This is a genomic window from Streptomyces sp. NPDC017448 (genome assembly GCF_044330565.1).
Classification (GTDB): domain Bacteria; phylum Actinomycetota; class Actinomycetes; order Streptomycetales; family Streptomycetaceae; genus Streptomyces.
Genome location: NZ_JBIRLM010000019.1, coordinates 1 through 25,343, shown reverse-complemented (window position 1 = coordinate 25,343; position 25,343 = coordinate 1). Strand labels below are relative to the sequence as shown.

The following is a 25,343-nucleotide window of genomic DNA, read 5'->3' as shown; positions in this document are numbered from 1 at the left end:
GCGCCAGCGTCTTGTACGGGGAATTCTCTGCCCACACACGTTGTCTACGCGTCAGTAATAAATACCGGTCCGGAATCCGATTCCCGCTTGAATACCCGGCGGTATCCCGGCACTCATAGGTGCACACCCGCGCGCTCCGCAGTTCCGCCCTCCGCCCCACCGGAGCGGACTTCGCGTCCGCGGGCGGACATCATCCCGCGAGTGCGGTTCAACACATTCACAACATGCCGAACGACACGCGGCGTCAACCGCCGCGCTGGGAGTACGAGGGGTTCTGGTATGGCCGAGAAGGGCGGACGCGGACTGGTGGTCCTGCACTCGTCACCTTTGATACGCAAGGCGATTCTCGATCTGTTCCGGGGCGATCCGGGCATCACCGTCCTGGGGGGCTGCCCGCACCCGACCGCGGTCGGCAGCCTCCCCGGCGGCCGGCCCGACGTGGCGCTCGTGGAGTACGAGCAGTGGCCGGAGGTCCTCGGCAACCTGGCGTACTGGAGCGGCACCCGCGTCATCCTCTACAGCAGGGACAACGCTCCCCGCAGCGTGGTGGACTGCATCAGGGGCGGGGCCGCCGGGTTCGTCCACGAGTCGTGCCCGCCCGAGTCCATCGTCAAGGGGCTGCACGACGTGCTGAGCGGGCGCGGCTTCTGGCATCTGGGGGCGGACGAGCCGCCTCCGGAGACCCGGAAGGCCGGTAAGGGCGGGGCGTGGAAGCTGAGCGGACGCGAGGAGGAGATTCTCGGCCTCTTACTGCGCCGGCGTTCCAACGAGGAGATCGCCCAGGAGCTCTGCCTCACCCAGCAGACCGTCAAGAACTACGCGAGCCGGGTCTTCCACAAGGTGGGCGTGTCCGGGCGCAAGGAGCTGTTCAGAATGCTGAGGCCCTGCGGATGACCTCTCCACCGACCGCCCCCGAACCGGAGGCGAACCCTCTCCTGGTCGAACGGAACGGCCGGGTGGCCACCCTCACGCTGTGCCGCCCGCACCGCCGCAATGCGATGTCCACCGCACTGCTGGAGCAACTCGCGGCCGAATTGGTGCGGTTGACAGCCCAAAAGGACGGGGCTCCGGGTGCACTGGTGCTCACCGGGGCCGGTGGGACCTTCTCCAGCGGCGCGGACACCCGGGAGCCCGACTGGCGCGATCTGTCGCGCCGCGCGGTGCGACGGGCCCACTTCCGCACGGTCTTCGAGGCGTTGCACGCGGCCCCCTTCCCCGTGGTGGCGGCCGTGGAGGGGTACGCGCTCGGCGGCGGGCTCGAACTGGCCCTGGCCTGCGACCTGGTGGTGGCCGGTGAGGGCGCGCGGTTCGGGCTCCCGGAACTGGGGGTGGGGGCGGTGCCGGGCGGTGGGGCGGTCCACTCGCTGCTGCGCCGGGCGGGGCGCGGGGTGGCCGCCCGGATGCTGCTGATCCCCGGCGAACGCGTACGGGCGGACGAACTCGCCCGGCTCGGCGCCGTGGAGCGCACGGTGCCCGACGGCGAGGCGCTCGCCGCGGCGCAGGCGCTCGCCGCGTCGGTGGCCGCCGGGGATCCGGCGCTCCTGGAGGCGGGGGTCCGCCTGCTGCGGGACTCCGGGCATCTGGACCGTACGGCGGCGCTCGGGGTGGAGAACGGCTACTGGTGGCAGGCGGCCTCCGCGGCGAACCGGGGCTCGGCGCCGCCCGGAGCCGCCCCTTCCTGACCACTCCCGCGACAGAGCGTTTCGCGCCATTCCCGGCAGGCGCTTCGTTGCAGCAGGTGAGCCGCACGGTTAGCCTGTTGATCAGATTCAGTAATCAGTGAATGTGCTGTACGTGCCGTACCGCTGTCGCTGACCCCCCACCCCCGATGCCCGCCGGACGACCCCGGCCGACCGTGGACGCACGAGCCGTGGGCGCAAGAGGAGAGCAGAAGAGACGTGACCCCTCTCATCGAATGTACGGACGTCACCAAGAGGTTCGGTGACTTCACCGCGTTGAGCCGGCTGAACCTGACGGTCCCCCAGGGCGCGGTCTACGGCTACCTGGGCCCCAACGGGGCGGGCAAGAGCACCACGATCCGGATGCTCATGGGCCTCTCCCGGCCCACCTCCGGCCGGGTCCGGGTGTTCGGCCAGGATCCGACCGACCCCGAGGTCCGCGGGCGCATCGGCTACCTCCCGGGCGAACTGCGGCTGGACGACCGACTGACGATCGGTCAGACTCTGGCGTCCTGGGGGCGGTTGCGGGGGCTGGCGGACACCGCCTACCGGGACGAGCTGGTCCAGCGGTTCGGCGTCGACCCGTCGCGCAAGGTGCGCGGGCTCTCCACCGGCAACCGCCGCAAGGTCGGCCTGGTCGGCGCCTTCATGGCCAAGCCGGAGCTGCTGATCCTGGACGAACCGACCAACGGGCTCGACCCGTTGATGCAGCAGGTGTTCCTCAGCGCCGTCGAGGAGGCCCGGGACAACGGGCAGAGCGTGCTGCTCTCCTCGCACATCCTCTCCGAGGTCGAGCGGGTCGCCGACCTGGTCGCGGTGGTCCAGGGCGGCAGGCTCGCCGCCTCCGGCCCCACCCACGAGCTGCGCCGCCGGGCCGCACAGCGCTTCCACATCACCTTCGCCGAGGGCGAGGAGCTCCCGCTCGCGGCGCTGGCCGCCCTGGAGGGGGCGTCGGCCGTGGAGCGGCGCACCCCCGACGGCCAGGAGGTCTCGCTGGCCTGGGCCGGATCGCCCGACCCGCTGCTGACCCTCCTGGCGGGCCACCGGATCACCACGCTCACCGCGCCCGAACCGGACCTGGAGGAGGCGTTCCTGGAGTACTACCAGAACGACGTGCCGGGCAGCCGGGGCGCAGCGGCCGAGGAGCCGTCCCCGGCCGTCGGCCCCGCGCGGTAACCGCCGGACGCCACCGCCACGGGTCCTCACGTCACCAAGGCCGCACCCCCGGGCCGGCCGGAAGGGAAACACATGTCATCGCCCAGCTCGGAGATCTTCCGGCGCGGAGTACAGATCCAGAAGCGCACCCTGATCGCCTGGTCGGCCGCGCTGGTCCTGCTCGCCCTCTCCGTCGTCGGCGCCTGGCCGTCGATGGAGAAGTCCGGCGCTCTGGACGACTTCGCCTCCGGCGTCTCGCCGGAGATGGCCGCGGCGTTCGGGATCGACCAGATCAGCACCGCCGGCGGCTACCTCAAGGGCAACCTGTACGCGGTACTGCTGCCGCTGCTCCTCGGCCTGATGGCCGTGACCGCGACCGCCGCCCTGACCGGCGGCGACGAGGAGGCCGGGCGGCTCGAACTGCTGCTGGCGCTGCCGGTCGCCCGCCGCACCGTCTTCCTGGTGCGCTTCCTCTGCGTCGTCTTCGGCCTGGCCGTCACCAGCGCCCTGGTCTGGCTGTCGGTGTACGGCTCGGTCGTCTCCTTCGACATGGACGTCTCCGGCGGCGGGGTCGCCGCCGTCACGCTGACGGTCGGACTGCTGGCCGTGCTGCACGCGGGGGTCGCGTACGCCGTCGTCGGATTCGGTTTCGGCCGGGGCCCCGCGCTCGGCGTGGCGGCCGGCGTCCTCGTCGTCGGATACCTGCTGCACGCCATCGCGCCGATGTCCGACGCCCTGGAGCCGCTGTCGAACGTCTCGCCGTGGGAGTGGGCGCTGGGCGGCGACCCACTGCTCAACGGGGTTCCGTGGGGCGGGGTGGCGCTGCTGGCCGCCCTCTCCGCCGTGGTCGTCGCCGCCGGTACGTACGCGGTGGACCGACGGGACGTCAAGAACGCCTGAACCGCGCCCCCGTGGCGCCCCCGCGCCCTGCCGAAGCGGCCCGGCCCCTCCTCTCGCGGAGGGGCCGGGCCGCTGCCGTGCGTACGGACGTGCTTACCCTACGAAGGCGGGAGGCCCCGCCGAAAACAGAGTACTGGCGGTCATCAAAGTGGGCACGTATGAGTACTTGACGGCCATATCGAGGCTCGTGTAAGGGCAGTTAGCTTCGGTCCATGGACAGCAGCCGAGCCCATCTCCCGGACCCCTCCGATCCCGTCGTGCTGACCGGCATCGGGTGCGTGCTGCCCGGCACCCCCGATGTCCATGCCTTCTGGGACCATGTCTCCACCGGAACGTCACAGGTCACCCGGCTGGAGAAGCCGGCGTTCGCCGCCGCCGGGCTGCCGGTCCACGCCGCCGCGCAGCTCGGCGCGTTCGACACGGCGGCCCGGCTGCCCGACCTCGCTCCGGCGCACGCCGCGAAGTACAACCGCGACATCCTGGCCACGATGGCCGCCGTCGGCGACGCGCTCGCGGACGCCGGGATCGCCCGCGGTCAGATCGCCCCGGAGCGGCTGAGCATCATCCAGTCCTCCTCCCGCGGCCCGCTGTCCTGGTGGGCCGAGACCATCACGGCGGGCCCGGAACAGGACCCGTACGCCGGCAAGGCGACGGCCATGTTCCGCGGTCTCGCCGGCTGCCCGGCCACCCTCGCCGCCATCGCCGTAGGGGCGAAGGGCCTGGTCACCACGGTCAGCAGCGCCTGCGTCGGCGGCCACCACGCGATCGGCCTCGCCCTGCGCGAACTGCGTTCGGGCAGCGCCGACGTGGTGCTGGCCGGGGGGCACGAGTTCCCGATCACCCCCGAGGTCGCCCGCTGCTACCTGGGCCTCGGGGACGGGGTGCTCTCGCCGGAGCGCGACGACCCCGCCACCGCCGTCCGCCCCTACGACCGCGACCGGCGCGGGTTCGCCCTGGGCGAGGGCGCGATGACGCTCTGCCTGGAGCGCGAGTCGTCGGCCCGGGAGCGCGGCGCCCGGATCTACGCACGGGTCCTGGGCCACCGCGCCCTCAACGAGGCCCACCACGCCACCAGCATGGACCTGGTCGGGGACGTCACCGCCTCGGTCGTCTCCGGGGTGCTCGACGACGCCGGGCGCAAGCCGGAGGAGATCGGCTACGTCTGCGGCCACGGCACCGCCACCCGGTACAACGACCTCGCCGAGAGCCGTGCCCTGCGACGGCTGCTGCCCCGCCACGACGACGCGGACCTGCCGCCGCACGGCTCCAACAAGCCGATTTACGGCCACACCTTCGGCATGGCCGGAATCATCAACGTCGCCGCCACCTCGCTGATGCTCCACCACCAGCGGCTGGCCCCGACCGCCAACCACCGCACGCCGGACCCCGAGTGCGACCACGACCACGTCGCCGAAGGGCCGCGCGACACCGCGTTCGACCTCGCGGTCTCGCTGTCCTTCGCCTTCGGCTCGCAGACCTCCGTCATGGCCCTGGAGCACGCATGACCACCACGCCCGAACGCCCCTTGGGCGCCGCCCGCCCCGCCGGCCCCTTCGTGGCCGCCGGTCCCGACGAGCTGATCCGCCGCTTCGTCCGCGAGGGCGACCATGTGCACGCGGCGGCGACGATGTCGCGGCCCAACGCCCTGCTGAACGCGGTCTGCCGGACCTTCGCCGGGAGCCGCAGCCTGACCGTGAGCACCACCGCCGTGCACTCCAGCGCGCACGCGCTGGCCCTCTCCGGGGCCGTACGCAAGGTGATCACCGGTTTCGTCGGCGACACCTACCCCTCGCCGCGGCCCAACCGCCTCTACCGCGAACTGGCCGAGGGCAGGCCGTTCGAGATGGAGATGTGGTCGCTGCTGAGCTACACCCAGCGGCTGATGGCCGGGGCGCTCGGCCAGCCCTTCGCCACCACCGGTTCGATGCTCGCCGAGACCGACCTGCGGCACGGCAAGGAGGGCATCCTCCACCTGGTGCCGCACCCCGAGGACCCGGAGCGCACGGTCACCCTGCTCAGCCCGCTGCGCCCGCGCCTCACCCTCTTCCACGGCGTCGTCGCCGACCGCCGGGGCAACGTCGTGGCCTGCCCCCCGCTGGGCGAGGGCCCCTGGGCCGCGTACGCCGCGACCGACGGCGTCCTCGCCTCCGTCGAGGCGATCGTCGACGACGAGGTGATCGCGGCCATGCCCGACCGGGTGGTGATCCCCGCCGCCCGCGTCCTCGGCCTGTGCGAGGCCCCGCTCGGCGCCCACCCGCAGTCGCTGCGTACGGGCGGGCTCGCCGGGGTCGACGGCTACCTGGACGACTACGCGTTCCTCACCGACATCGTGGCCGCCTGCAAGACCCCGGAGACCGCCGCCGCCTGGTACGAGGAGTGGGTCGGCGGGGTGCCGGACCACGCCGCGTACCTGGAGAAGCTGGGCGGGACGCGCCGTACCGAGCTGGTCTTCCCCGCTCCCCCGGGCGGCCCGGCCGCCGCGGGGAGGACCCCCGCACCGGTGGACGCGTCCGCCGCGCCCACCGAGCAGGAGCAGCTGATCGTGCTCGGCGCCCGCGCGGTCGCGGACCTGGTGCGGGAGCGCGGCTACGACACGCTGCTCGCCGGGATCGGCACCTCGCACATGTCGGCGTGGCTGGCGGCCCGGCTGCTGGCCGACGACGGCGTCCAGGTGCAGGTGGCCGCCGAGCTGGGCCTGCAGTCGATGGACCCCGAGCCCGGCGACGTCTTCCTCTTCAGCCAGCGGCACGCGGAGCGCTCGCAGATGCTGGCCGGGGTCGCGGAGACGCTGGGCGGCGCGGTCGCCGCCAACCCGCGCTGCCTGGGCGTGCTGTCGGCGGCGGAGATCGACCCGGACGCCAACATCAACACGACGCTGCTGCCGGACGGCCGGTGGATCACCGGCTCCGGCGGGGCCAACGACATCGCCTCGTCGGTGGAGTGCGTGGTGATCGCGGTCGCTTCGCCCCGCCGCTACGTCCCCCGGCTGACCCACCTGACCAGTCCGGGCCTGCGGGTCCGCGACGTGGTCAGCCAGTTCGGGCGCTTCACCCGTACGGGGGCCGGCGCCGCCTTCGAACTGACGAGCTGGCTGCCGCCCGTGCCCGGCCGGGGCCGCACGGAGGCGGACCTCCCCGACGGGCCCGAGGCGGCGGTCCGGGACCTCACCGGCTGGGACTTCCCCGACGGCTCCACCGGGGTCGGCGCGTTCCTGACCGAGGAGAAGGCCGTCACCACCGAAGAACTCTCGCTCCTGCGCACCATGGACCCGGAAGGCTTCTACCGATGACCACCACCGCCGAGACCGTCCCCGACCCGGCGACGGCCCACCTCCGGCCCCTGCCGCCCACCGCGATCGCCCCGGTGCGGCTCGCCGGGATCGGCCACTACTTCCCCGGCGAGCCGATCACCAACGCCCACTTCGAGCAGCTCGACGCGCTGGGCATCGACGACGCCTGGATCCGCGAGAACACCGGGATCGTCAGCCGCCACTGGCCGGCCGACGAGAAGGAGCGCGCCGTGGAGATGGCGGCCAAGGCGGTGGACGACGCGTTGAGCGCCGCCGGCCTGGGCCCGGACGACATCGACCTGGTCATCGGCACGACCTCGACGACCCGGCCGCGCACCAACCCCTCCAGCGCCACCAACAACTACATGGACATCTCGCTGCCGCTCCAGAAGCAGGTGGGGCTGCGCCACGCCACCTGCTTCGACGTCACCTCGGTGGCCTGCGCCGGCTTCATGTACGGCACCGCGACGGCCGCCGCGATGCTCCCGGCGCTCGGCATGCGCAACGCGCTGGTCGTCTGCGCGGAGAACCCGCGCCCCATCCTGAACTTCGACTACCGCTACTCGGCGCTGTTCGGGGCGGGGGCCGCGGCGGCCGTCTGGTCGGCCGACACCGCGGAGCACGGACTGCTGGACGTGGCGCTGCACGCGGACGGCTCGTACTTCGACGCCTTCGACATCGACGAGAACGACAAGATGCTGATGCGCGGCCGGGAGGTCGGCGCGGTCGGCCCGAAGCTGCTCTCCCACGTGGGCCGGGAGATCCTGGAGCGCAACGGCCTGACGGTGGACGACATCGACTGGTTCGTGCCGCACCAGGGCAACCTGAACATGATCAACCAGGTGTGCCGGACGCTGGAGATCCCGCGCGAGAAGCTGCTGACCAACATCCAGGAGCGCGGCAACACCTCCAGCGTCTCCATCCCGAGCTGCCTCTCGGAGAACCTGCGCTCGGGGAAGATCCGCTCCGGCGACCTCGTCGCGACGATCGGCATCGGGCGCGGCTTCAGCTGGGGCGCGATGCTCCTGCGCATCCCGTGAGCCCGGACGCTCCCCCCTCCGCCGGGCGCCCCCCGGCACCACCGCACAGTACGGGAAGACGAGAGATGCACGACGAGACCTCCCTGTGGCGCGAGAGCGGACTGCGCCTGTCCGGCTTCGGGCACTACTACCCACGCCTCCTGGTCGAGAACGAGAGCGCCGAGGACCCGGCGGGCAACGCCGTGGACGAGGCCGTCATCGGACGGCTCGACGTCCGCAGCCGCCATGTGGCGGACGAGGAGGAGACCCCCGCGTACATGGGGGTGCGCGCCGCCCGCGCGGCGCTGGAGCAGGCCGGCGTCACGCCGGACCAGGTGGACCTGGTGGTCTTCAGCAACTGGACGGACCGCCAGTTCGTTCCCGAGTGGGCCCCGCACACCGCCCATCTGCTGGGTGCGGACCGGGCGTTGGCCTTCGACGTGTGCGGCGCCTGTACGGGGTTCGTGCACGGGGTCCAGACGGCGGCGGCGTACTTCGGCACGCACGCCGACTGGCGGCACGCGCTCGTCGTCTCCAGCGAGCGGTTCTCGCGCCGGGTGCGGCCCGGCAGCAAGGGCGAGCTGATCGTGGGCGACGCGGCCGGGGCGGCCGTACTCTCGCGCGGCGCGGAGCCGGGCGCGGGGCTGTGGGACTCACTGCTGATCAGCGACGGTTCCGGCCGGGAGACGGTGACGGTGTACCCGCCCAACGGGTGGATCAAGAGCAGCCGGGAGCTGGTCTCCATCGCGGCCGACTCGCACGCCGACCTGGCCGCCCGGATGCTGGCCCGTTCGGGCACGAAGATGGACGAGATCGACTGGGTGGTGCCGCACCCCGGAACGGGCCAACTGCACACCGCCGTACGGGAGCGCCTCTCCATCCCCGAGGAGCGGTTCATCACCAATTACGAGACGCGGGCGAACACCGGCAGCGCCTCGGTGCCGATCGTGCTCTCCGAGATGGCGCGCGACGGCCGGTTGAAGTCCGGCGACCTCTGCTACACCCCCACGGTGGGATCCGGCTGGTACTACGGGGGGCTGCTCTTCCGTGTCTGACGAGCCGTCAATCCCCATGACGCAGAACGGTGTGCGCGGCGCGGCGCTGGTCACCGGCGGCAGCCGGGGCCTCGGCTCGGCCATCGCCCGCCATCTCGCCTCCGCCGGCTGGCACACCGTGATCTGCGGACGCGACCCGGAGCGCCTGGACGCCGCCGTGAAGACGGCGGCCGACGACGGGATCGCCCTGCACGCCGTGCGGGCGGACGTCACCGACGAGCGGTCGGTGGGCGACCTCTTCGAGCGGCTGGCCGAGGACGCCCCGCCGCTCGGCCTGTGCGTCAACAACGCGGGCAACAACTTCTCCCGCCGCCTGGTGAGCGTGAGGGAACGGCCCGACGGGCCGCCCCTGCTCTCCCCGCATCCGCTGGAGGACTTCGAGCGCGTGGTGACGTCCCTGCTCACCGGCACCTTCCTGGTCGGCCGGCACGCCGCGCAGGCGATGCTGGCCGCCGGTACGCCCGGCGCCATCGTCAACATCTCCTCCACCGTCCGCAAGGGCGCGTACGGGCAGTCGGCGTACTGCGCGGCCAAGTCCGGGGTGGAGGCGCTGACCCGGACCTGGGCGACCGAGCTGGGCGAGTACGGCATCCGGGTCAGCGCGGTGGCCCCCGGGGTCGTCGACGGTGAGGCGCTGCGCCGCCGTTCGGCGGCGAGCGAGCGGCACGCGGCCTACATGGCCGACCTGCGACGCCATGTCCCGCTGCGCCGCTGGTGCGACGAGAAGGACGTGGCGGAGGCGGTCGCCTTCGCCGCCGACAACCCCTCGGTGACCGGCACGGTGCTGGAGGTCGACGCGGGGGGACTGCCCGCCCGCGTCCTGCCCCCGGCCGGCCGGACCCCCGGAACACGTACGACGGCCGCGACGGCGGACCTCCCCGAGAAAGCGGAGAACACAGCATGACCAGCGGCTTCGCACCCACCCTGCTCCAGGGCAGGACCACCTTCCTGACCGGCGCCAGCAGCGGCATCGGCGCCGTCCTGGCGACGATGCTCGCCGCCCACGGCTCCCGCGTGGCGCTCATGGCACGCAGCGAGAAGGAGCTGCGGCTGCTCGCCGAGCGGATCGAGGCGGACGGCGGGCGGGCGGTGGCGGTCCCCGGCGACCTCACCGACGCCGCCAGCGTGCGCGCCGCCGTCCGGGAGGCCGAGGAGCGGCTCGGCCCGATCGACCGGCTGGTGCACTGCGCGGGCGCCGCTCGCGACCAGGCGTTCCTGTGCGACCAGGACGAGGACCAGTGGATGGCCACCCTCGACATCAACCTGCTGGGGGCCTTCCGGGTGGCGCGGGCGATCGTGCCGGGGATGATGGAGCGCCGCGAGGGCAACATCGTGATGGTCTCCTCCATCGCCGGGAAGCGCGGTCTTCCCGCCAACACCTCCTACTGCGCCTCGAAGTTCGGGCTCAACGGCATGACGCAGGCGCTCGCCTCCGAGCTGGGCGCCTTCGGCGTGCGGGTCAACGCGGTCTGCCCCGGGCTCACCGACAGCCCGGCCGCCACGGACGGCGAACGGTACGGCGACCCGTTCATGGCCGCCATCGCCAAGCACCACGGGCCGCCGGACCTGACGTGGGACCGGTATCTCAAGCGGGCGGTCAACAGCACCATCCTGCGCCGCCTGGTGCGCCCCGAGGAGATCGCGGCCCAGGTGCTGTTCCTGCTCTCCGACCTCTCCGGCGGGATGACCGGGCAGGCCGTCAACGTGGACGCGGGGGCTCTGTGAGCGAGGAGTACGGCCAGGAGCGGGACGGGCTCCCGTCGCCCGAACGGCTGCTCGCCCCGGCGGCCCGCCCCTGGGCCCCCGGGCCCCGGGACGCGCTGGTCACCGGCATGGGCTTCTGCCTGCCCGGCGCGGGCGACGAACCCGTGCGCACGGCCGCTCAGGTCTGGGCGACCGCGTCCACCGGTGCCAGCCACGTCGAACGCGACGGTTTCCACCACGGCACCGTGCGCGGGGCCCGGGAGGCGTTCGCGGAGCTGCTGCCCGACATCCCGTCCCGCTACCTGCGCAGCTATGCCGACGTCCACCTCTACGGCCTGGTCTCGCTGGTCGAGGCGTGCCGGGACGCGGGACTCGACCACGCGGCGGGCGCGTTGCGGGGCGCGGACGTGCTGACCGCCCGTGCGGGGGTGGACAGCAACTACGACAGCTACCGCGCCTGGCACGACGCGGACCCGGCGACGATCAGCCCCAGGGACGCCAAGTCCCTGTTCGTACGGCTGCTGGTGGCGGGCACGTCGAGCGATGTCGGACCGGTCCAGGCGGCGTTGCTCGGCTCGACCGGCGCCAACTACACGGTGAGCTGCGGCTGCGCCTCCTCCTCGGTGCTGCTCGGCATCGCCCGCACGATGATCGCCTCCGGCCAGAGCGACCTCGTCGTCGTCACCGGGGTGGACCGTTTCGACACCGAACGGGTGCTGCACGGCCACCGGTTGCGGGAGGTCGTCGAGCGTGAGGCCGTCACCGTGCGGCACAACGACGACCCGCCGGCCGCGCCCCGCCACGACCGGCCGATGCGCCCGTACGACGCGGCGGGCGACTGCATGAACTACGGCGACGGCTCGGTGACCCTGGTCCTGGAGAGCCGCGAACACGCCGCCGCGCGCGGCGCCCGCTCCCACGGGGCGGTCCTCGGCCAGGCCACCACCCGCTCCGGGCTGAGCAGCGCGGTCGCCATCGACACCGGCGGTACGGGGCTGGCCGAGGCGGCCCGCCGCGCGCTGGGCGACCACACCTCGCTGGGACGCATCCCGTACGTCAACGGGGGCGGCGAGGGCGACGCGCTGTTCACCCGCATCGAGTCCAACGCCGTCCGTTCCCTGTGGGGCGAGAAGTCCGGCCAGGTGCTGGTGAGTTCACAGGAGGCGTGCTTCGGGCACAGCGGCGCCCCGCTGGGCAACCTGGGTGCGGCGCTGACGCTGACGATGATGCGCGAGGGCGAGGTCTGCCCCACCGCCAACTGCGCGGCCCCGTCGCCGGTCTGCTCGTTCGACCCGGTGCCCGGGACGAAGACGCGCGCCCTGGAGTTCGACCGGGCGCTGAGCTTCAACTACCAGGTGGGCGGGGTCAACAGCGCGCTGCTGCTGGGAGGTGGCGATGCCTGCTGAGCTGCCGCTGCTGCGGCTCTCCGGCGCCGGGTTCGTGCTCCCGGGACCGGACGGCCGGGCCTGCACCGACCTGGACACCTTCTGGCGGGTGGTGCGGGACGGGACGAGCTGCCTCTCCCCGTTCACCCATCCCGAGCTTCCCCTCCGGATAGCCGGAACGGTCCAAGGGTGGGACGCGGAGGCCGAACTCCCGCTGTCGGAGCGGCAGATCCGCCGCTCCTCGCGCGCCGGGCTGATGGCCACCGGTGCGGTGCACCGTGCCCTGGAACAGGCGGGGCTGAGCGCCGCCGACCTCGATCCGGAACGCACCGCACTGGTCGCCTGCTCGCTCCAGTTCGCCTTCCCGGAGACCGAACGCTACTACCGGCTGGTCCGGGAGGAGGGGGTCGCCGCCCTCGGCATGGAGTACTGGCTCAACGGCACCCCGCCCAGCGTGATCGGCACCGTGGCCTCCGGGCTCCGGCTGCCGTGCCAGACGCTGAGCGTGGCGGGCTCCTGCAACGTGGCGCTGCGAACGCTCCACCTGGTCCAGCAGATGTTCCGGTGCGGGGACATCGACCGGGCGGTCGTCGTCGGCGTGGACACCACCGTGGACCCGGTCTTCGTCGCCGGCACCAGCCACACCGGGCGCAGCGGCTACCGCGCCTCCTCGCTCTCCGGCGACCCCGCCGACGTCCGGCCGCACGACGAGGTCCAGACCGGCAACGCCACCGGGGAGGGCGCGCTCGCCGTGGTCCTGGAGGACCCGGCGGCGACCGGGGACCGCCCGGGGCTGCTGCACCGGACCCATCTGCGTACCTCCCGCTCCAACGGCCCCTCCACCGTCGCGACCGGGCCGCCCGCCAACGTGGTGGGCGATGTGCTGGCCACCCTGGCGTCGGCCGGGCGCGGGCTGAGCGACCTCGCGTTCGTCAACGACTACGCGGACGGCAACAGGTTCGTCGAGGACCACCTGTGCCAGGCGCTGGCCGGGGTGCGGGAGGCGGCCGGGTACGGCGGCGAACTGCGGCTGACCAACCAGGAGGCGGTCTTCGGGCACGTCGCCGGGACCGGCGGCCTGGTCAAACTCCTCGGCAGCCTCCTCATGCTGCGCCACGGGCGGATCGCGCCCAGCGCCAACACCCTGAAGCCGTACGCGGCCCTGCCCGGCGACCCGGTGCTCGCGGGGGGCCTGGCGACCGGGGGCGACAGCGCGCTGGTGCTCGCCTCCGGGGCGGGCGGCGACGCCACCAGCATGGTCATCGAATACGAAGGCGGCGACTTGCCATGACCCACGTACACGACACGGCGACGCGGCCGGGGACGCCCGAGGCGGAGGACCCGCTGCGGACGCCGGTCAGCACCCGCGTGGTCGTCGACGCCGCCGGAGCGCCGGGCAGGGCGGCCGACGCCCTCGCCGACGCGCTCACCGCCCTCGGCCTGGCCCCCGAGGCCGCCGAGGCCGCCGAGGTCTCCGGGGCCGCCGGGGGGCCGGGGGCCGCCAGGGCTTCCGAGGCTTCCGAGGCTTCCGAGGCTTCCGAGGCTTCCGAGGCCAGTGTGGCGCCGGGCGCCGGGCGCGGCGTCGCTCCCGGCTCCGCTCCGGCCGCCTACTGCGCGCTGCTGCTGGGCGAGGAGGCGTTCGGCGCGGAGCGCTCGCCCGGCCTGGAGCGGGCGCGGATCCGGGCCGCCGCGCTGGCGATGGCGGCGGCGGGCCGGGGCCGCCTGGTCCTGGTGACCGACGTGACGGGCGGGACGCACGCCGGCACCGACCCCGACCGGCACGCCCGGCTCGCCGCCGACCGGGCCTGGTGGCAGCACCTGGTCACCGAGGTCGCCGGGCACGGCGTCGTCGGCAACACCGTGGTCACCGGCTACTCCCCCGAGCTGGGCCACCGCCTCTCCCCCGTGGCCGAGGCCGGGCTGCTGCGCTACCTCGTGCAGCGCCGGGCCACCACGGCCGCCGACGCCGCCGCCGCCGTGGGCTTCCTGGTCTCCAAGGGGTGCTCCTACCTGGTCGGGGAGACCCTGCCGGCCGACGGGGGTGCGGGGCTCGGCCAGATCCCGTCGCTGCCCGCCGGACCGCCGACCGCCGTGCCCGCGCCGCGTCGGAGCGCCCCGGCCGAGCGGCCGGTACCGGTCACCGGCCGGGACCTCCTGGGCCACACGGTCCTGGTGGCGGGGGCCAGCAGCGGTATCGGGCGGGCCGCCGCCCTCCATCTGGCGGAACGCGGCGCGGACGTGGTGCTGGCCGCGCGCCGGACCGGGGCGCTGGAGGAGGTCGCCGCCGGGATCGAGGCGGCGGGCCGCCAGGCGTGGACGCTGCGCTGCGACCTCTCCGACCCCGAGGACGCGGCCTCGCTCGGCGAACGCGCCTGGAAGGCGGCCGACGGGGTCACCTCCCTGCTGTACGCGGCCGGGCACCTGGGGTTCAGCGCGGTCGGCGGCGACGCGGCGTCCGCCGCCCGGACGTTCGCGGTGAACCTGCACAGCTTCGTCGCCGTCACCGAGTACCTGGCGGCCCGCTGGCGGGACGAGAAGACGCCCGGGGCGGTGGTCGGGGTCTCCTCGGTCAGCTCCACGCTCAGCCCGGTCGCGGGGCTGGAGTACTACGGGGCGAGCAAGGCGGCGATGGCGCAGTACATCCGCTGCCTCGCGGTCTCGGTGGCCCGCCACGGCATCCGCGCCAACTGCGTGGCCCCCGGCATCATCGAGACGCCGATGGGCGACGCGGCGGGCCCCGAGCACCGGCGCGGCTGGATCAGCCGGATTCCGGCCGGGCGGGTCGGCGACCCCCGCGAGGTGGCGGCGGTCCTCGGCCATCTGCTGAGCGGCTCGGCCGCCCGGGTGACCGGCGCGGTGCTGCGCGTGGACGGCGGCTTCGGCCTCGGGGACGTGGCCCCGCTCCGGCCGGGCTACCCGGAGTCGGCGCCGTCCGCCCCGGCGTCGGCGTCGGCATCCGCATCGGACCAGGCTCACGGGGAGGGCCGGTGAGCGCCGCGGGAGGGCCGGGCGTCCCCCCGGCCGCCCTCGTCGCCGGGGCGTCTTCCGGCATCGGGGCCGCCGTCGCCCGCCGCCTGGCCGCGCGCGGCAGTGCCGTGGCGCTGGTCGGGCGACGGGAGGCCGAGCTGAAGGAGGTGGCGGAGTCGATCCGCGAGGCCGGGGGCGCCGCGCTGCCGCTCGCCCTGGACCTGGCCGAGCCGGGCGCCCCCGCCGACGCGGTCGCGGCGGCCGCCGCCGCGCTGGGGCCGGTCGGGCTGCTGGTGTGCAGCGCGGGCGCGATCCGGCTGGCCGCCGTCCACGAGACCGAGGAGCGGCACTGGGAACGGCAGCTGCGGGTGAACCTCACCGTGCCGTTCCTGCTGGCCCGCGAGGTGCTGCCCGGGATGCGGGAGCGCGGTTACGGCTGGGTCGTGAACATCGGCTCGGGCGTGGGCTCGGAGGTGGTGCCGGGCAGCGGCGGCTACGGCGTGAGCAAGCACGCCGTGCACCGGCTCACCGAGCTGATCCACGAGGAGAACCGCGATCACGGCGTCCGCGCGGTGACCGTCGCGCCCGGCTGGGTCTCCACCCGGCTGGCGGCCCGCCCCGCCGACCTCGGGGTTCCCGAGGAGGAGGTGCTGGACGCGGAGGACATCGCGGACACCGTCGCCTGGCTGCTGGACCGGCCGGCCCGGATGAGCGTCGGCCCGCTGGTCCGCGTCGAGCCCTCCGCGAGCCGGGCCGCCGCCGGTGACGCCATGACCCGCCATCTGAACCGCTCCCGCGCCGAGGGCGCCGGACGGACCGTTGAGGAGAACCGCTGATGGGCAGGACCACTCTCGTCGAGCACGACGTGCCGGTGGAGATGCGCGACGGAACGGTGTTGCGGGCCGATGTGTGGCGTCCCGCCGAAGGGCCGCCCTCGCCCGCCGTCCTCTTCCGCACGCCGTACGGCAAGTCCCAGCTGGGCCTCGCCACGTTGACCCCGGCCCAGTGCGTGGACCGGGGGTACGCGGCGGTCGTGCAGGACACCCGGGGCCGGTTCGGTTCGGAGGGCGAGTGGGCCCCGCTGGACTGGTCGCGGGAGGGCCCGGACGGGTACGACACCGTCGAGTGGACCGCCGGGCAGCCGTGGTGCGACGGGAACGTGGCCATGGCGGGCACCTCGTACCAGGCGATCGTGCAGTGGCTGGCCGCCATGGAGAAGCCTCCGCACCTGCGGGCCATCGCGCCCGCCATGTCCACCTCCGCGCCGTTCGACGCCGAGCAGTTGGGCGGATGCCTGCGGCTGGACCACCTCACGAGCTGGCTCGGTCTGACGGCGCTGGAGTGGGTGCAGCGCCGGGCGGCGGCGGGCGATCCGGTGGAGGGGGCGGTCGTCGCCGAGGTCGTGCAGTTGCTCACCGAACCCGAAGCGCCGCTGCGGCGCTGGCCGTTGTCGACGATCCTCGACTTCGAGGGGTTCCCCGGCCGGCTGCGGGACATCTTCGCCGGGAAGGTGGCGACGGTGGCCGACTACCGTCTCGGCGAGGTCGGGGTGCCCACGTTCTCGGTGGGCGGCTGGTACGACGTGTTCTCCCACGGCACGATCGAGCTGCACCGCGCGATGCGCTCCCTGGACCCGGCGGCCGGGCGGCACGAGCTGGTCGTCGGGCCCTGGGTGCACTCCGGGCAACTCCCTCAGGTCCAGGGGGAGGTGAACACGGGCCCGTACGGTTCGGCGCAGGGCGCGCGGCTGGCCGATCTCCATCTGGACTTCTTCGACCGCCATCTGCGTCCGGGTGCGGAGAACGCCGGGGAGGCGGCGGGCGGGGACGTCCGGTACTTCCTCTTCGGCGACGACGCCTGGCACCGCGCCGAGAGCTGGCCCCCGCCCGAGGCCGTGGACGCCTCCTGGTACCTGGCGGGCCCCGAGGGCGGCGAGGAGGACGGCCGGCTGCTGCCCGAACCGCCCCGGGAGGGCTTCGGGCAGGACGCGTTCACCTACGACCCGGAGAACCCGGTCCCTTCGCACGGCGGACGGGTGCTCCAGCTGGGCCGGCTGGTGGCGGGCCCGCTCGACCAGGCGCACCTGGAGGCCAGGCCGGACGTGCTGCTCTACACCTCCGAGCCGCTCACCGAACCGCTGGACGTCGTCGGCCGACAGCGGCTGCGGCTGCGCTTCGGCTCGGACGCGCCCGCCACCGCCGTCGTCGCCAAGCTCACCGACGTACACCCGGACGGGCGTTCGCTGCTGGTGGCCGAGGCCAGTCTCCGGCTGGAGACCGAGGACGGCGCCCCGCCGGAGGAGCCGTACGACGCCGACCTGCTGCTCGGGGACACCGCGTGGCGCTTCGCCCCCGGGCACCGGCTGCGCCTCCACGTGACCAGCAGCAACTTCCCGCACCTGGACCGCCATCCGAACGTCCCGGGCCCGGTCGGCACGGCGGAGCACTGCCGGCCGGCGCGGCAGACGGTCTGGTACGGCGGCCCGTACGAGAGTGTGCTGCGGCTGCGGGTGCTGCCGGCCCCGGGCGCCGGGGGGACGGCGTGAGCGAGGAGATACTCGACCCGGGCTCCGCCGAGGTGCCCACCGCCGAGCAGTGCGTGCTGGGCCCGCTGCTGCGCCGCCGCGCCGCCGCCGCGCCGACGGCTCCGTACGCGCTGATGCCGGACGGCGGGACCTGGACGTACGCGCGGACCCTCCGGGAGACCGAGGAGACGGCCGCGGCCCTCCAGGCGCTGGGCGTCGCCCCGGGCGAGCTGGTGCTGAGCTGGCTGCCCAACGGGCCGGACGCGCTGCGCGTCTGGTACGGGGCCAACCTGGCGGGCGCGGTCCTGGTGCCGCTGAACATCGCCTACCGGGGGGCGATCCTGCGCCAGGTGGTCGCCGACAGCGGGGCCGAGGTGCTGGTCTGCCGGCCGGCGCTGGCGGCCCGGTTGGAGGAGGGGGGCGAGCGGGCCGGGGCGGTGCGCACGGTGGTGCTGCTGCCGGGCCCCGAGGACGCGCCGGACGAGGTGGCGGCGCTCGCCGGCCGGCTCTCCGCGTACTACCGGGTGGAGACCGGACTGCGTTCGGACCGGGGGGAGTTCACCGAGCCGGTGCCCGCGCCGCAGCCGTGGGATCCGCAGACGGTGATCTACACCTCCGGGACGACCGGCCCCTCGAAGGGGGTCGTCTCCTCCTACGCGCACCTGTACAGCAGTTGCACCGCCGCCTTCCACGGCATGGCCGGCCCGGACGACCGTTACCTGCTCCAACTCCCCTTGTTCCACGCGGGTGGCACGATCGGGGCGTACGGGATGCTGGTGTACGGCGGATCGGTGACGGTCGTGCCCGCCTTCACCACCGGTGAGTTCTGGCCGCTGATCCGCCGCACCGGGACGACCCTGTGCACGCTGCTCGGCGTGATGGCGACCTATCTGCTCAAACAGCCGCCGCTGCCGCAGGACACCGGGCATCCGCTGCGGGCGGCCTACGTCATCCCGTTCACCGAGGGGGCCGCGGAGTTCTCCAAGCGTTTCGGCGTCTCCGTGCGCGCACTGTTCAACATGACCGAGGTCGCGTGCCCGGTGCTCTCCGGACCGGACCACCACCCGGGCGTCCCGATGCACTGCGGGCACCCCCGGCCGGGCATCGCCGCCCGGGTGGTCGACGACCACGACCGCGAGGTGCCGGTGGGCGAGGCGGGCGAACTGGTGCTGCGCGCCGACCGGCCGTGGTCGTTCCTCAGCGGTTACCTCGGCCGCCCCGCCGAGACGGCCGCCGCCTGGCGCAATGGCTGGTTCCACACCGGGGACACCTTCCGGCGCGCGGCGGACGGCGGGCTGGTCTTCGTGGACCGCAAGAAGGACGCGATCCGGCGGCGCGGCGAGAACATCTCCTCCTTCGAGGTGGAGGCGCAGGCGGTGGCCCATCCGGGGGTGCTGGAGGCGGCGGCGGTGGCGGTCCCCGGCGACGAGGGCGAGGACGAGGTGCTGCTGGTGGTGGCGGGCCGCGATCCGGCGGACCCGGTCGACCCGGCGGCGCTGCTGGAGTTCCTCCGGGAGCGGCTGGCCCACTTCATGCTGCCGCGCTACATCCGGGTGCTGCCCGAACTGCCCAAGACCCCCACCGGAAAGCCGACCAAGCACACGCTGCGCGCCGAGGGCGTGGCGGCGGGGAGCTGGGACCGCGAGGCCGCCGGGGTCCGCGTCCGCAGGGAGAGGATCGTATGAGCCGGGAAATGCCCGAAGCGGGCCAGGAGTTCGCCGCCGAGTGGGCGGGGGCGGCGACCGAGTCGTTCGCGGACTTCGCGGACCGGGTGGACGGCAAGGAGGACGTACCGCTGCGGGCCTCGCTCGCGGGCGGGGTCGCCACGCTGACGCTGGACCGGCCGCGCCGCCGCAACAGCCTCGACCTGACGCTCTCCCGCCACCTGCTGCTCGGCCTGATGTGCGCGGGCGACGACCGCCGGGTCCGTACGGTCGTGATCACCGGGAACGGCGGGGCGTTCTGCGCGGGCGACGACGTGGAGAGCGTCCGGCGGTGGCGGCTGGGCGACCGGGTGGACACCCCCTTCGACCCGGTCACCTCGGACGCGCACTACCTCCGGGTCTGCGAGGCGATCCTGCATCTGCCGAAGCCGGTGATCGTGGGGCTGACCGGTGCGGCGGCGGGCGCGGGGGCGGAGATCGCCTGCGCCGCCGACTTCCGGCTGGCGGACACCCGTGCCTCGATCGGCAGTTGCCTGGCGGGGGTCGGCCATGTGGGGAACGTGGTGCTGATGTCCCGGCTGACCGGTCCGGCGCGGGCGACGGAGATCTACCTCACCGGGCGGATGGTCGCGGGGGACGAGGCGGTGCGGCTGGGGCTGTTCGACCGGCTCTGCGCCCCGGAGGATTTCGACCGCGAACTGGCGGAACTGGCAGGCAGGTTCGCCGCGCTGCCGACCGCCTCGGTGGGGTTGTTCAAGGAGCTGCGGGAGCGGAGCTGGGGGCAGCCCGCCGAGTACGGGCTGCGCCTCCAGGACGCGTACCACCTGAAGACGCACGCCACGGTGGCCGACGCCCGCGAGGGGATGGCCGCCTTCGCGGAGAAGCGCCCGCCCCGCTTCACCGGCGACTGACGGGCGGAGGGGCCCGCGCCGGGGCCGCCGACGGGCCCGGCGGGGCCGTCCGCCTTTGCGGCCGCGACGGAGAGAGTATTCTGATTCCGATGAACGAAGCGCTGCGGCACCCCCGCCCGGCGGCCTCGCCGCCTCCTCCCCCGCCTCTGCCCGCACCCGCGTACGGGCCCCGGTCCAGACCCGCGGGCGCCGGGGGCCACGACGGGGAGCCGGCACGATGACCCGCCCCGAGAACCGGACCGTCGCCGGATCCCGGGTCGTGGAGACGGCGCACAGCACCGAGGTCTCCGGCGCCCGGCTGCACTACTGGACGGCCGGTCCGGCGGACGGTCCGGGCGTCGCCCTCACCCACGGCGCGGGGGCCGACCACCGCATGTTCGATCCCCAGATCCCCGCCCTGGTGGAGGCGGGTTTCCACACCTTGCGCTGGGACGTGCGCTACCACGGGGCGTCCGTCTCCGGCACCGGCAGGTTCCGTACGGCCTACGCGGCGGACGATCTGGCGGCGGTGCTGGACGCGGCCGGGATGGACCGGCCGCTGGCGCTGCTGGGCCAGTCGATGGGCGGCAACGTCTCCCAGGAGTTCCTGCGCCGCCGGCCCGACGAGGTCTCCGCGCTCGTGGTGATCGGCTCCACGTCCAGCACCCTGCCCGTCACCCGGCGCGAGCGGCGCGGCCTCACCCTTTCCCGCGTCCTCATGCGGCTGGTCCCCTACCGCCGGCTGACCCGGTCGATGGCGGCGGCGTCGGCCGAGGAGGCCGGGGCCCGGGAGTACCTGCGGGAGGCGTTCGCCGCCAACGGGCGGCGCGCCTTCCTCACCACCTGGGACGGGATGACCCGGGCGATCGACCCCTCCCCCGGTTATCGCGTGGAGAAGCCCGAGCTTCTGATCTGCGGCGAACACGACGGCACGGGTAACATCCGCTCGGCGATGGAGCGGTGGAGCGAACGCGACCCCCACAGCGAGTTCCATGTGATCCCCGGCGCCGGGCACGTCGCCAACCTGGACCGTCCCGACGAGGTCAACCGGCTGACCGTCGCCTTCCTGAAGGCTGAGACTTCGAGGAGACCATGACCGACGACGGCAACACACCCGACGCGGGCCCCCTTCCGCCGACCGGCGCCGGGGGGTTCAGCGACGCGGAGGCGTCCTTCATCAGCGCGATGGGTTCGCTGATGGAACGCTGGGGGCTCCCCCAGGCCACCGGCCGCCTCTTCGGCTACCTCCTGCTGCGCAACAAGCCGGTGGACCTCGACACCATGACCCGTGAGCTCGGCCAGGCCAAGAGCGGACTGAGCGTGGCCGCCCGCCAGCTGGAGGCGTGGACGCTGGTGCGCCGCTCCACCCGGCCCGGCAGCAGGCGGATCGACTACGAGGCGGTGGGCGACCTCCAGCACCTGCTGCTGGTGAACAACGCCCACATGCGCAAGTTCACCGAGACGCTGAACGCGGGCGTCCCGGTGGCGCGCGGCGAGGCACGGGAGCGGCTGGCGTCGCTGGCCGGGCTGTTCAGCGGCTACGTGGAGCAGACCGAGGCGCTGGTGGCCGACTGGGAGGCCCGCCGCGCCGCCGCCTCCTGACCCGCCCTCCGCACCGTCCCCACCGATCCTTCCCCCCACTCCGGCTTTCCGACTCCCGACTCCGACGGAGCGATCGTGAACGTGTCGTACGGCCTCGCGCCGAGCAACGGAACAGCGGCGGAGGCCGCCGCGGCGACGCCTGCCGCCCCGGCCCGCCCGCCGGTCGTGGACGCCTGCTCCCTCGTGTACGACGACGCGGGCTGGCGGGCGTACCTCAACCGGCTGGGCGAGAACGCCCCCGAGTACCTGGACGTCTTCTCCGCCTCGTTCTGCCGCTACTTCGGGGCCGCGCACGCCGCGTACCGCCAGGCCCTGGCCGTCCGCTGGCAGGACGCGGTGGACGTGCTCCTGCCGCCCGGCCGGCCGCCCTTCGACCTGGCCGCGCACCTCGCGGACCGGCGGCGGCAGGGGGTGGTGGCGGAGTTCGCCATGGGCTCGGCGGAGCGGCTGCCGGACGGCCGGACCGTCAACGCGTGGCTTCTGGAGACCGTCCGGGACGTCCGCGACCGGGTCCAGGTGTGGGCCGGGGTCTCCCTGCGCGACCCGGCCGCCGCGCTGCGGGAGGTGGAGAGTTCGCTGGCGGCGGGGGCGACCGGGCTGTGCGTGATCCCCTTCCTCGACGGCACCGACCCGGCCGACCCGCGGTTCGCCCCGGTCTGGGACGCGGCGGCGTCCGCGCGGCTGCCGGTCTGGCTGCACACCGGCCACCACTTCGCCCGGAGCCACCCCAGCGGCCTGGGCAGCTGGCGTACGGTCGAGGCGCTGGCGGCCCGCCACCGCGAGCTGCTGCTCGTCGCCGGGCACGCGGGCTGGCCCGACGTGCGGGAGACCCTGCTCACCGCCGCCCGGCACCCCGGGGTCTACCTGGAGTTCTCCTCGCACCGCCCCCGGCACATGTCCCGGCCCGGCTCGGGGTGGGAGCCGCTGCTCCACCACGCCCGGGGGCCCGCCCGCGACCGGGTCCTGTTCGGCACGTCGACCTGGGTCAACCCGGGGCCGACCGGTCCGCTGGCGGACGAGGTGTCCGAGCTGTCGCTGCCCCAGGAGGTGGTCACCGCCTGGCTCGCGGGCAACGCGGAGGCGCTGGTCGCCCGCTCGGCCGGGGCGCTCCGGGGCTGAGCCGCGCCGGGGATGGTCCGGAGGGTTCGCAGCGGCCTCCCGGGGCAGGCGATCCGCCGGACGGCCGAGCGCCGCCGACGCGTCGGGAGCCACTTCCCGGCACGGGCGGGCGAAGCGCCGATCCTGGCCGGACCGGGCCTACCGTCGGCCTGGTCAGCCACCCCGACCAACGGAGATGTACGACATGGCAAAGATCCTTTTCGTGGTGTCCGGCGCGGACCACTGGACCCTGGCGGACGGCTCCGCCCACCCCACCGGCTTCTGGGCCGAGGAGGCGGTGGCCCCGTACCGGGCGTTCACCGGTGCCGGACACGAGGTGGTCGTCGCCACCCCGGGCGGAGTCGTCCCGACCGTGGACCGCGGCAGCCTGGCGCCCGACGCCAACGGCGGCCAGGAGGGCGCCGACGCGGTGGCGGCCGGACTGGAGGCGTTCGAGGAGCTGCGACGGCCGATCGCCCTGGAGGACGTGGACCTCGACGCGTACGACGCCGTCTTCTACCCCGGCGGCCACGGCCCGATGGAGGACCTCGCGGTGGACCCGGCCTCGGGGCGGCTGCTCGCCGAGACCCTGGCGTCGGGCAAGCCGCTCGGGGTGGTCTGCCACGGACCGGCGGCCCTGCTGGCCGCGACCGGCCCGGACGGCGTCAACGCGTTCGCCGGGTACCGGCTCACCGGCTTCACCAACGCCGAGGAGGCCCAGGCGGGCTTCGCGGACCGGGCGAAGTGGCTGCTCCAGGACCGGCTGGTGGGGCTGGGCGCGGACTTCCAGGAGGGCGAGCCCTGGGCCCCGTTCATCATCACCGACCGCAACCTGATCACCGGTCAGAACCCGGAGTCGTCAGCCCCGTTGGCGGAAGAAATCCTCAGCCGGCTGAGCTGAACGGACGCCCCGGCGGACCCGGGCCGGCCGACCCGGGGCCCGGGTCGGCCGGGCTCCTCAGAGCCAGTCCCGACGGGCGGGGGGCTCGCAGAGTTCCAGCACGACCGCGCCGTTCTCCGGCTCCTCCCCGGAGACGGGCCGCACGCGCGCGCCGACCGTCACCAGGTGCGGAGCGGCGCCGACGACCCGGCAGCGGAAGACGAACCCCTCGGGGAAGCGCACCAGGGACTCGTTGCGCGCCTCGTCGGTGTAGCGGTGGACCACGGCGGTCCGGACGACCACGCCGTGTCCGGTGGTGCGTTCGGGCTCCAGATCGCTCGACGCGCACACCGGGCACAGCAACCGCCGGAAGGAGGCGGTGCCGCACCAGCGGCAGCGGTGGTAGGAGAGACCGCTCTCCTCGTGCGCCTTCCGGACGGTGCCCATTCCTGTCTGGGACATGGCTCGACCCCCTGCGCTCGACTCGGAACGCGCCGTACCCGCACGGCCGGCGCGTCCGCACCATATGGCACCCAGTGCCGGACCGTAAAGGCACTGAGTGCCTATTGGTACTCAGTTCTCGCCGACGGCGGCCTCGATCTGCTGCACGACCCGCCACATCGGGGTGCCCTTCTGCGCGACCATCACGATCACCTCGCCCTCCGGGCCCCCGGCGCCGGAGAGGGGAAAGGGGGCGGCCGGGGTGGGGGCGGGCCTGCCCCAGACCTCGCGCACCAGGGCGAGCGCCCGGTCGACCGCCGCCTCCGGGTCGCCCTCCCCGCCCGAACGCAGCCACAGGCGCAGCCCGTTGTTGTGCGCGGCGACCACCGACGCCGCGATCAGCTCCGCGCGCAGCCCCCCGTCGCCGTCCTCGCCGAACCGGCTCCGCAGATGGCCGGCGAGGGTCTGCTCGTACCGGCGCACCACCGACAGTTCGTACGTCCGCAGCCCCGGCACCTCCCGGGTGAGCCGGTAGCGCCGGACGGAGAACTCGGGGTTGTCCGCGTACATCCGCAGCACGATGCGCGCCGCGTCGCACACCGCGCCGACCGGGTCGCCGTCGTCCACGGCGGCCAGGAACGCGGTCATCTCGGCGAGGCAGCGCTCGTGGTCCGGGAAGACCACGTCCTCCTTCGAGGGGAAGTACCGGAAGAACGAACGACGGCCCACCCCGGCCCGCGCCACGATGTCGTCCACCGTCGTCCGCTCGAAGCCCCGCTCCACGAAGAGCTGGAAGGCCGCCTGTGCCAGCACCTCCCGCATGGGTGGCTTCTTCTCGGGTCCTCGCGCCTCGCTCATGCGGCGAAACGTAACACCGGAAGACCGTTTTTGGCACTGGGTACCTTTACAGAGGGTACTGAGTGCCATAATCTCTCCACCAGTACCCGTGACACCCAGGTAGGCAGGAGAGCCGGCGTGAGCTTGAGGATCGTTGTTTGTGTGAAGTACGTGCCCGACGCGTCCGGTGACCGGCGTTTCGCCGATGATCTGACGGTGGACCGTGAGGATGTCGATGGTCTGCTCTCGGAGTT

At 74.1% G+C, this 25,343-nt stretch carries 23 protein-coding genes and 1 pseudogene; 22 read left to right on the top strand and 2 right to left on the bottom strand.

What is annotated here, in order from left to right:
• The first annotated feature begins 279 nt into the window (after nucleotides 1-279).
• From ACH4K1_RS26195 to ACH4K1_RS26095, 21 genes are all read left to right on the top strand, one after another.
• A complete protein-coding gene (locus tag ACH4K1_RS26195) occupies nucleotides 280-894 on the top strand; it encodes a LuxR C-terminal-related transcriptional regulator (protein WP_398091993.1) in 615 nt (204 codons plus the stop codon).
• Nucleotides 891-1,682: an enoyl-CoA hydratase/isomerase family protein gene (locus tag ACH4K1_RS26190; RefSeq protein WP_398091992.1), complete on the top strand. Its 792-nt coding sequence runs from the start codon at nucleotides 891-893 to the stop codon at nucleotides 1,680-1,682. The genes ACH4K1_RS26195 and ACH4K1_RS26190 overlap by 4 nt, the downstream gene beginning before the upstream one ends.
• A gap of 216 nt (nucleotides 1,683-1,898) precedes the next feature.
• A complete protein-coding gene (locus tag ACH4K1_RS26185; RefSeq protein ID WP_398091991.1) occupies nucleotides 1,899-2,855 on the top strand; it encodes an ABC transporter ATP-binding protein in 957 nt (318 codons plus the stop codon).
• A 72-nt stretch (nucleotides 2,856-2,927) separates the two neighbouring features.
• Nucleotides 2,928-3,734 (top strand): ABC transporter permease, encoded by an 807-nt coding sequence (locus ACH4K1_RS26180; protein WP_398091990.1) that lies wholly within the window; start codon nucleotides 2,928-2,930, stop codon nucleotides 3,732-3,734.
• Nucleotides 3,735-3,946: 212 nt separating this feature from the next.
• Nucleotides 3,947-5,239 (top strand): beta-ketoacyl-[acyl-carrier-protein] synthase family protein, encoded by a 1,293-nt coding sequence (locus ACH4K1_RS26175; RefSeq protein ID WP_398091989.1) that lies wholly within the window; start codon nucleotides 3,947-3,949, stop codon nucleotides 5,237-5,239.
• The gene (locus ACH4K1_RS26170) at nucleotides 5,236-7,023 is read left to right on the top strand and encodes a CoA-transferase (RefSeq protein WP_398091988.1); all 1,788 of its coding nucleotides are present in this window, start codon (nucleotides 5,236-5,238) and stop codon (nucleotides 7,021-7,023) included. The genes ACH4K1_RS26175 and ACH4K1_RS26170 overlap by 4 nt, the downstream gene beginning before the upstream one ends.
• Entirely contained in the window at nucleotides 7,020-8,063 is a 1,044-nt protein-coding gene (locus tag ACH4K1_RS26165; RefSeq protein ID WP_079190553.1) for a ketoacyl-ACP synthase III, read from the top strand. The genes ACH4K1_RS26170 and ACH4K1_RS26165 overlap by 4 nt, the downstream gene beginning before the upstream one ends.
• Nucleotides 8,064-8,128: 65 nt before the next feature.
• Nucleotides 8,129-9,097, top strand: coding sequence for a ketoacyl-ACP synthase III (locus tag ACH4K1_RS26160; protein WP_398091987.1), 969 nt, complete (start codon nucleotides 8,129-8,131; stop codon nucleotides 9,095-9,097).
• Nucleotides 9,098-9,113: 16 nt separating this feature from the next.
• On the top strand, nucleotides 9,114-10,001 hold the full coding sequence (locus ACH4K1_RS26155; RefSeq protein ID WP_398091986.1) for an SDR family NAD(P)-dependent oxidoreductase: 888 nt from the start codon (nucleotides 9,114-9,116) through the stop codon (nucleotides 9,999-10,001).
• Nucleotides 9,998-10,822, top strand: coding sequence for an SDR family NAD(P)-dependent oxidoreductase (locus ACH4K1_RS26150; RefSeq protein WP_228989109.1), 825 nt, complete (start codon nucleotides 9,998-10,000; stop codon nucleotides 10,820-10,822). Before ACH4K1_RS26155 ends, ACH4K1_RS26150 begins: the two co-directional genes overlap by 4 nt.
• Entirely contained in the window at nucleotides 10,819-12,207 is a 1,389-nt protein-coding gene (locus ACH4K1_RS26145; protein WP_398091985.1) for a beta-ketoacyl synthase N-terminal-like domain-containing protein, read from the top strand. The genes ACH4K1_RS26150 and ACH4K1_RS26145 overlap by 4 nt, the downstream gene beginning before the upstream one ends.
• Entirely contained in the window at nucleotides 12,197-13,477 is a 1,281-nt protein-coding gene (locus tag ACH4K1_RS26140) for a beta-ketoacyl synthase (protein ID WP_398091984.1), read from the top strand. Before ACH4K1_RS26145 ends, ACH4K1_RS26140 begins: the two co-directional genes overlap by 11 nt.
• Nucleotides 13,474-15,177, top strand: a complete 1,704-nt coding sequence (locus ACH4K1_RS26135) for an SDR family NAD(P)-dependent oxidoreductase (RefSeq protein WP_398091983.1) — start codon at nucleotides 13,474-13,476, stop codon at nucleotides 15,175-15,177. Before ACH4K1_RS26140 ends, ACH4K1_RS26135 begins: the two co-directional genes overlap by 4 nt.
• Nucleotides 15,174-15,989, top strand: a complete 816-nt coding sequence (locus ACH4K1_RS26130) for an SDR family oxidoreductase (RefSeq protein ID WP_398091982.1) — start codon at nucleotides 15,174-15,176, stop codon at nucleotides 15,987-15,989. Before ACH4K1_RS26135 ends, ACH4K1_RS26130 begins: the two co-directional genes overlap by 4 nt.
• Nucleotides 15,989-17,698: a CocE/NonD family hydrolase gene (locus tag ACH4K1_RS26125; protein ID WP_398091981.1), complete on the top strand. Its 1,710-nt coding sequence runs from the start codon at nucleotides 15,989-15,991 to the stop codon at nucleotides 17,696-17,698. The genes ACH4K1_RS26130 and ACH4K1_RS26125 overlap by 1 nt, the downstream gene beginning before the upstream one ends.
• Nucleotides 17,695-19,362, top strand: coding sequence for an ATP-dependent acyl-CoA ligase (locus ACH4K1_RS26120; protein ID WP_398091980.1), 1,668 nt, complete (start codon nucleotides 17,695-17,697; stop codon nucleotides 19,360-19,362). Before ACH4K1_RS26125 ends, ACH4K1_RS26120 begins: the two co-directional genes overlap by 4 nt.
• The gene (locus ACH4K1_RS26115; RefSeq protein WP_398091979.1) at nucleotides 19,359-20,252 is read left to right on the top strand and encodes an enoyl-CoA hydratase/isomerase family protein; all 894 of its coding nucleotides are present in this window, start codon (nucleotides 19,359-19,361) and stop codon (nucleotides 20,250-20,252) included. Before ACH4K1_RS26120 ends, ACH4K1_RS26115 begins: the two co-directional genes overlap by 4 nt.
• 217 nt (nucleotides 20,253-20,469) lie before the next feature.
• Nucleotides 20,470-21,327 carry an alpha/beta fold hydrolase gene (locus ACH4K1_RS26110; RefSeq protein ID WP_398091978.1) on the top strand — a complete coding sequence of 286 codons (858 nt, stop codon included), beginning with the start codon at nucleotides 20,470-20,472 and terminating at the stop codon, nucleotides 21,325-21,327.
• Complete coding sequence (locus ACH4K1_RS26105) at nucleotides 21,324-21,833, top strand: GbsR/MarR family transcriptional regulator (protein WP_398091976.1); 510 nt, start codon at nucleotides 21,324-21,326, stop codon at nucleotides 21,831-21,833. Before ACH4K1_RS26110 ends, ACH4K1_RS26105 begins: the two co-directional genes overlap by 4 nt.
• Nucleotides 21,834-21,908: 75 nt before the next feature.
• Nucleotides 21,909-22,952, top strand: coding sequence for an amidohydrolase family protein (locus tag ACH4K1_RS26100; protein WP_398091974.1), 1,044 nt, complete (start codon nucleotides 21,909-21,911; stop codon nucleotides 22,950-22,952).
• Between the two features lie 184 nt (nucleotides 22,953-23,136).
• Nucleotides 23,137-23,832, top strand: coding sequence for a type 1 glutamine amidotransferase domain-containing protein (locus ACH4K1_RS26095; protein ID WP_398091972.1), 696 nt, complete (start codon nucleotides 23,137-23,139; stop codon nucleotides 23,830-23,832).
• A gap of 57 nt (nucleotides 23,833-23,889) precedes the next feature.
• Here ACH4K1_RS26095 and ACH4K1_RS26090 read toward each other — a convergent pair whose 3' ends face one another.
• Nucleotides 23,890-24,258, bottom strand: coding sequence for a Zn-ribbon domain-containing OB-fold protein (locus ACH4K1_RS26090; protein ID WP_228989408.1), 369 nt, complete (start codon nucleotides 24,256-24,258; stop codon nucleotides 23,890-23,892).
• A gap of 126 nt (nucleotides 24,259-24,384) precedes the next feature.
• Nucleotides 24,385-25,074 (bottom strand): TetR family transcriptional regulator, encoded by a 690-nt coding sequence (locus tag ACH4K1_RS26085; RefSeq protein ID WP_398092111.1) that lies wholly within the window; start codon nucleotides 25,072-25,074, stop codon nucleotides 24,385-24,387.
• Between the two features lie 153 nt (nucleotides 25,075-25,227).
• Between ACH4K1_RS26085 and ACH4K1_RS26080 the strand changes: the two are divergent.
• Nucleotides 25,228-25,343 (top strand): annotated as a pseudogene (locus ACH4K1_RS26080) (electron transfer flavoprotein subunit beta); the annotation flags it as partial.

Excerpts from the sequence above, each read along its gene's own strand:
- ACH4K1_RS26170 (WP_398091988.1), top strand. The coding sequence starts at position 5,236 with ATGACCACCACGCCCGAACGCCCCTTGGGCGCCGCCCGCCCCGCCGGC.
- ACH4K1_RS26190 (WP_398091992.1), top strand. The coding sequence starts at position 891 with ATGACCTCTCCACCGACCGCCCCCGAACCGGAGGCGAACCCTCTCCTG.
- ACH4K1_RS26085 (WP_398092111.1), bottom strand. The coding sequence starts at position 25,074 with ATGCGGGAGGTGCTGGCACAGGCGGCCTTCCAGCTCTTCGTGGAGCGG.
- ACH4K1_RS26150 (WP_228989109.1), top strand. The coding sequence starts at position 9,998 with ATGACCAGCGGCTTCGCACCCACCCTGCTCCAGGGCAGGACCACCTTC.
- ACH4K1_RS26110 (WP_398091978.1), top strand. The coding sequence starts at position 20,470 with ATGACCCGCCCCGAGAACCGGACCGTCGCCGGATCCCGGGTCGTGGAG.
- ACH4K1_RS26125 (WP_398091981.1), top strand. The coding sequence starts at position 15,989 with ATGGGCAGGACCACTCTCGTCGAGCACGACGTGCCGGTGGAGATGCGC.
- ACH4K1_RS26155 (WP_398091986.1), top strand. The coding sequence starts at position 9,114 with ATGACGCAGAACGGTGTGCGCGGCGCGGCGCTGGTCACCGGCGGCAGC.
- ACH4K1_RS26195 (WP_398091993.1), top strand. The coding sequence starts at position 280 with ATGGCCGAGAAGGGCGGACGCGGACTGGTGGTCCTGCACTCGTCACCT.
- ACH4K1_RS26135 (WP_398091983.1), top strand. The coding sequence starts at position 13,474 with ATGACCCACGTACACGACACGGCGACGCGGCCGGGGACGCCCGAGGCG.
- ACH4K1_RS26115 (WP_398091979.1), top strand. The coding sequence starts at position 19,359 with ATGAGCCGGGAAATGCCCGAAGCGGGCCAGGAGTTCGCCGCCGAGTGG.
- ACH4K1_RS26160 (WP_398091987.1), top strand. The coding sequence starts at position 8,129 with ATGCACGACGAGACCTCCCTGTGGCGCGAGAGCGGACTGCGCCTGTCC.
- ACH4K1_RS26105 (WP_398091976.1), top strand. The coding sequence starts at position 21,324 with ATGACCGACGACGGCAACACACCCGACGCGGGCCCCCTTCCGCCGACC.
- ACH4K1_RS26180 (WP_398091990.1), top strand. The coding sequence starts at position 2,928 with ATGTCATCGCCCAGCTCGGAGATCTTCCGGCGCGGAGTACAGATCCAG.
- ACH4K1_RS26090 (WP_228989408.1), bottom strand. The coding sequence starts at position 24,258 with ATGGGCACCGTCCGGAAGGCGCACGAGGAGAGCGGTCTCTCCTACCAC.
- ACH4K1_RS26095 (WP_398091972.1), top strand. The coding sequence starts at position 23,137 with ATGGCAAAGATCCTTTTCGTGGTGTCCGGCGCGGACCACTGGACCCTG.
- ACH4K1_RS26175 (WP_398091989.1), top strand. The coding sequence starts at position 3,947 with ATGGACAGCAGCCGAGCCCATCTCCCGGACCCCTCCGATCCCGTCGTG.
- ACH4K1_RS26140 (WP_398091984.1), top strand. The coding sequence starts at position 12,197 with ATGCCTGCTGAGCTGCCGCTGCTGCGGCTCTCCGGCGCCGGGTTCGTG.
- ACH4K1_RS26165 (WP_079190553.1), top strand. The coding sequence starts at position 7,020 with ATGACCACCACCGCCGAGACCGTCCCCGACCCGGCGACGGCCCACCTC.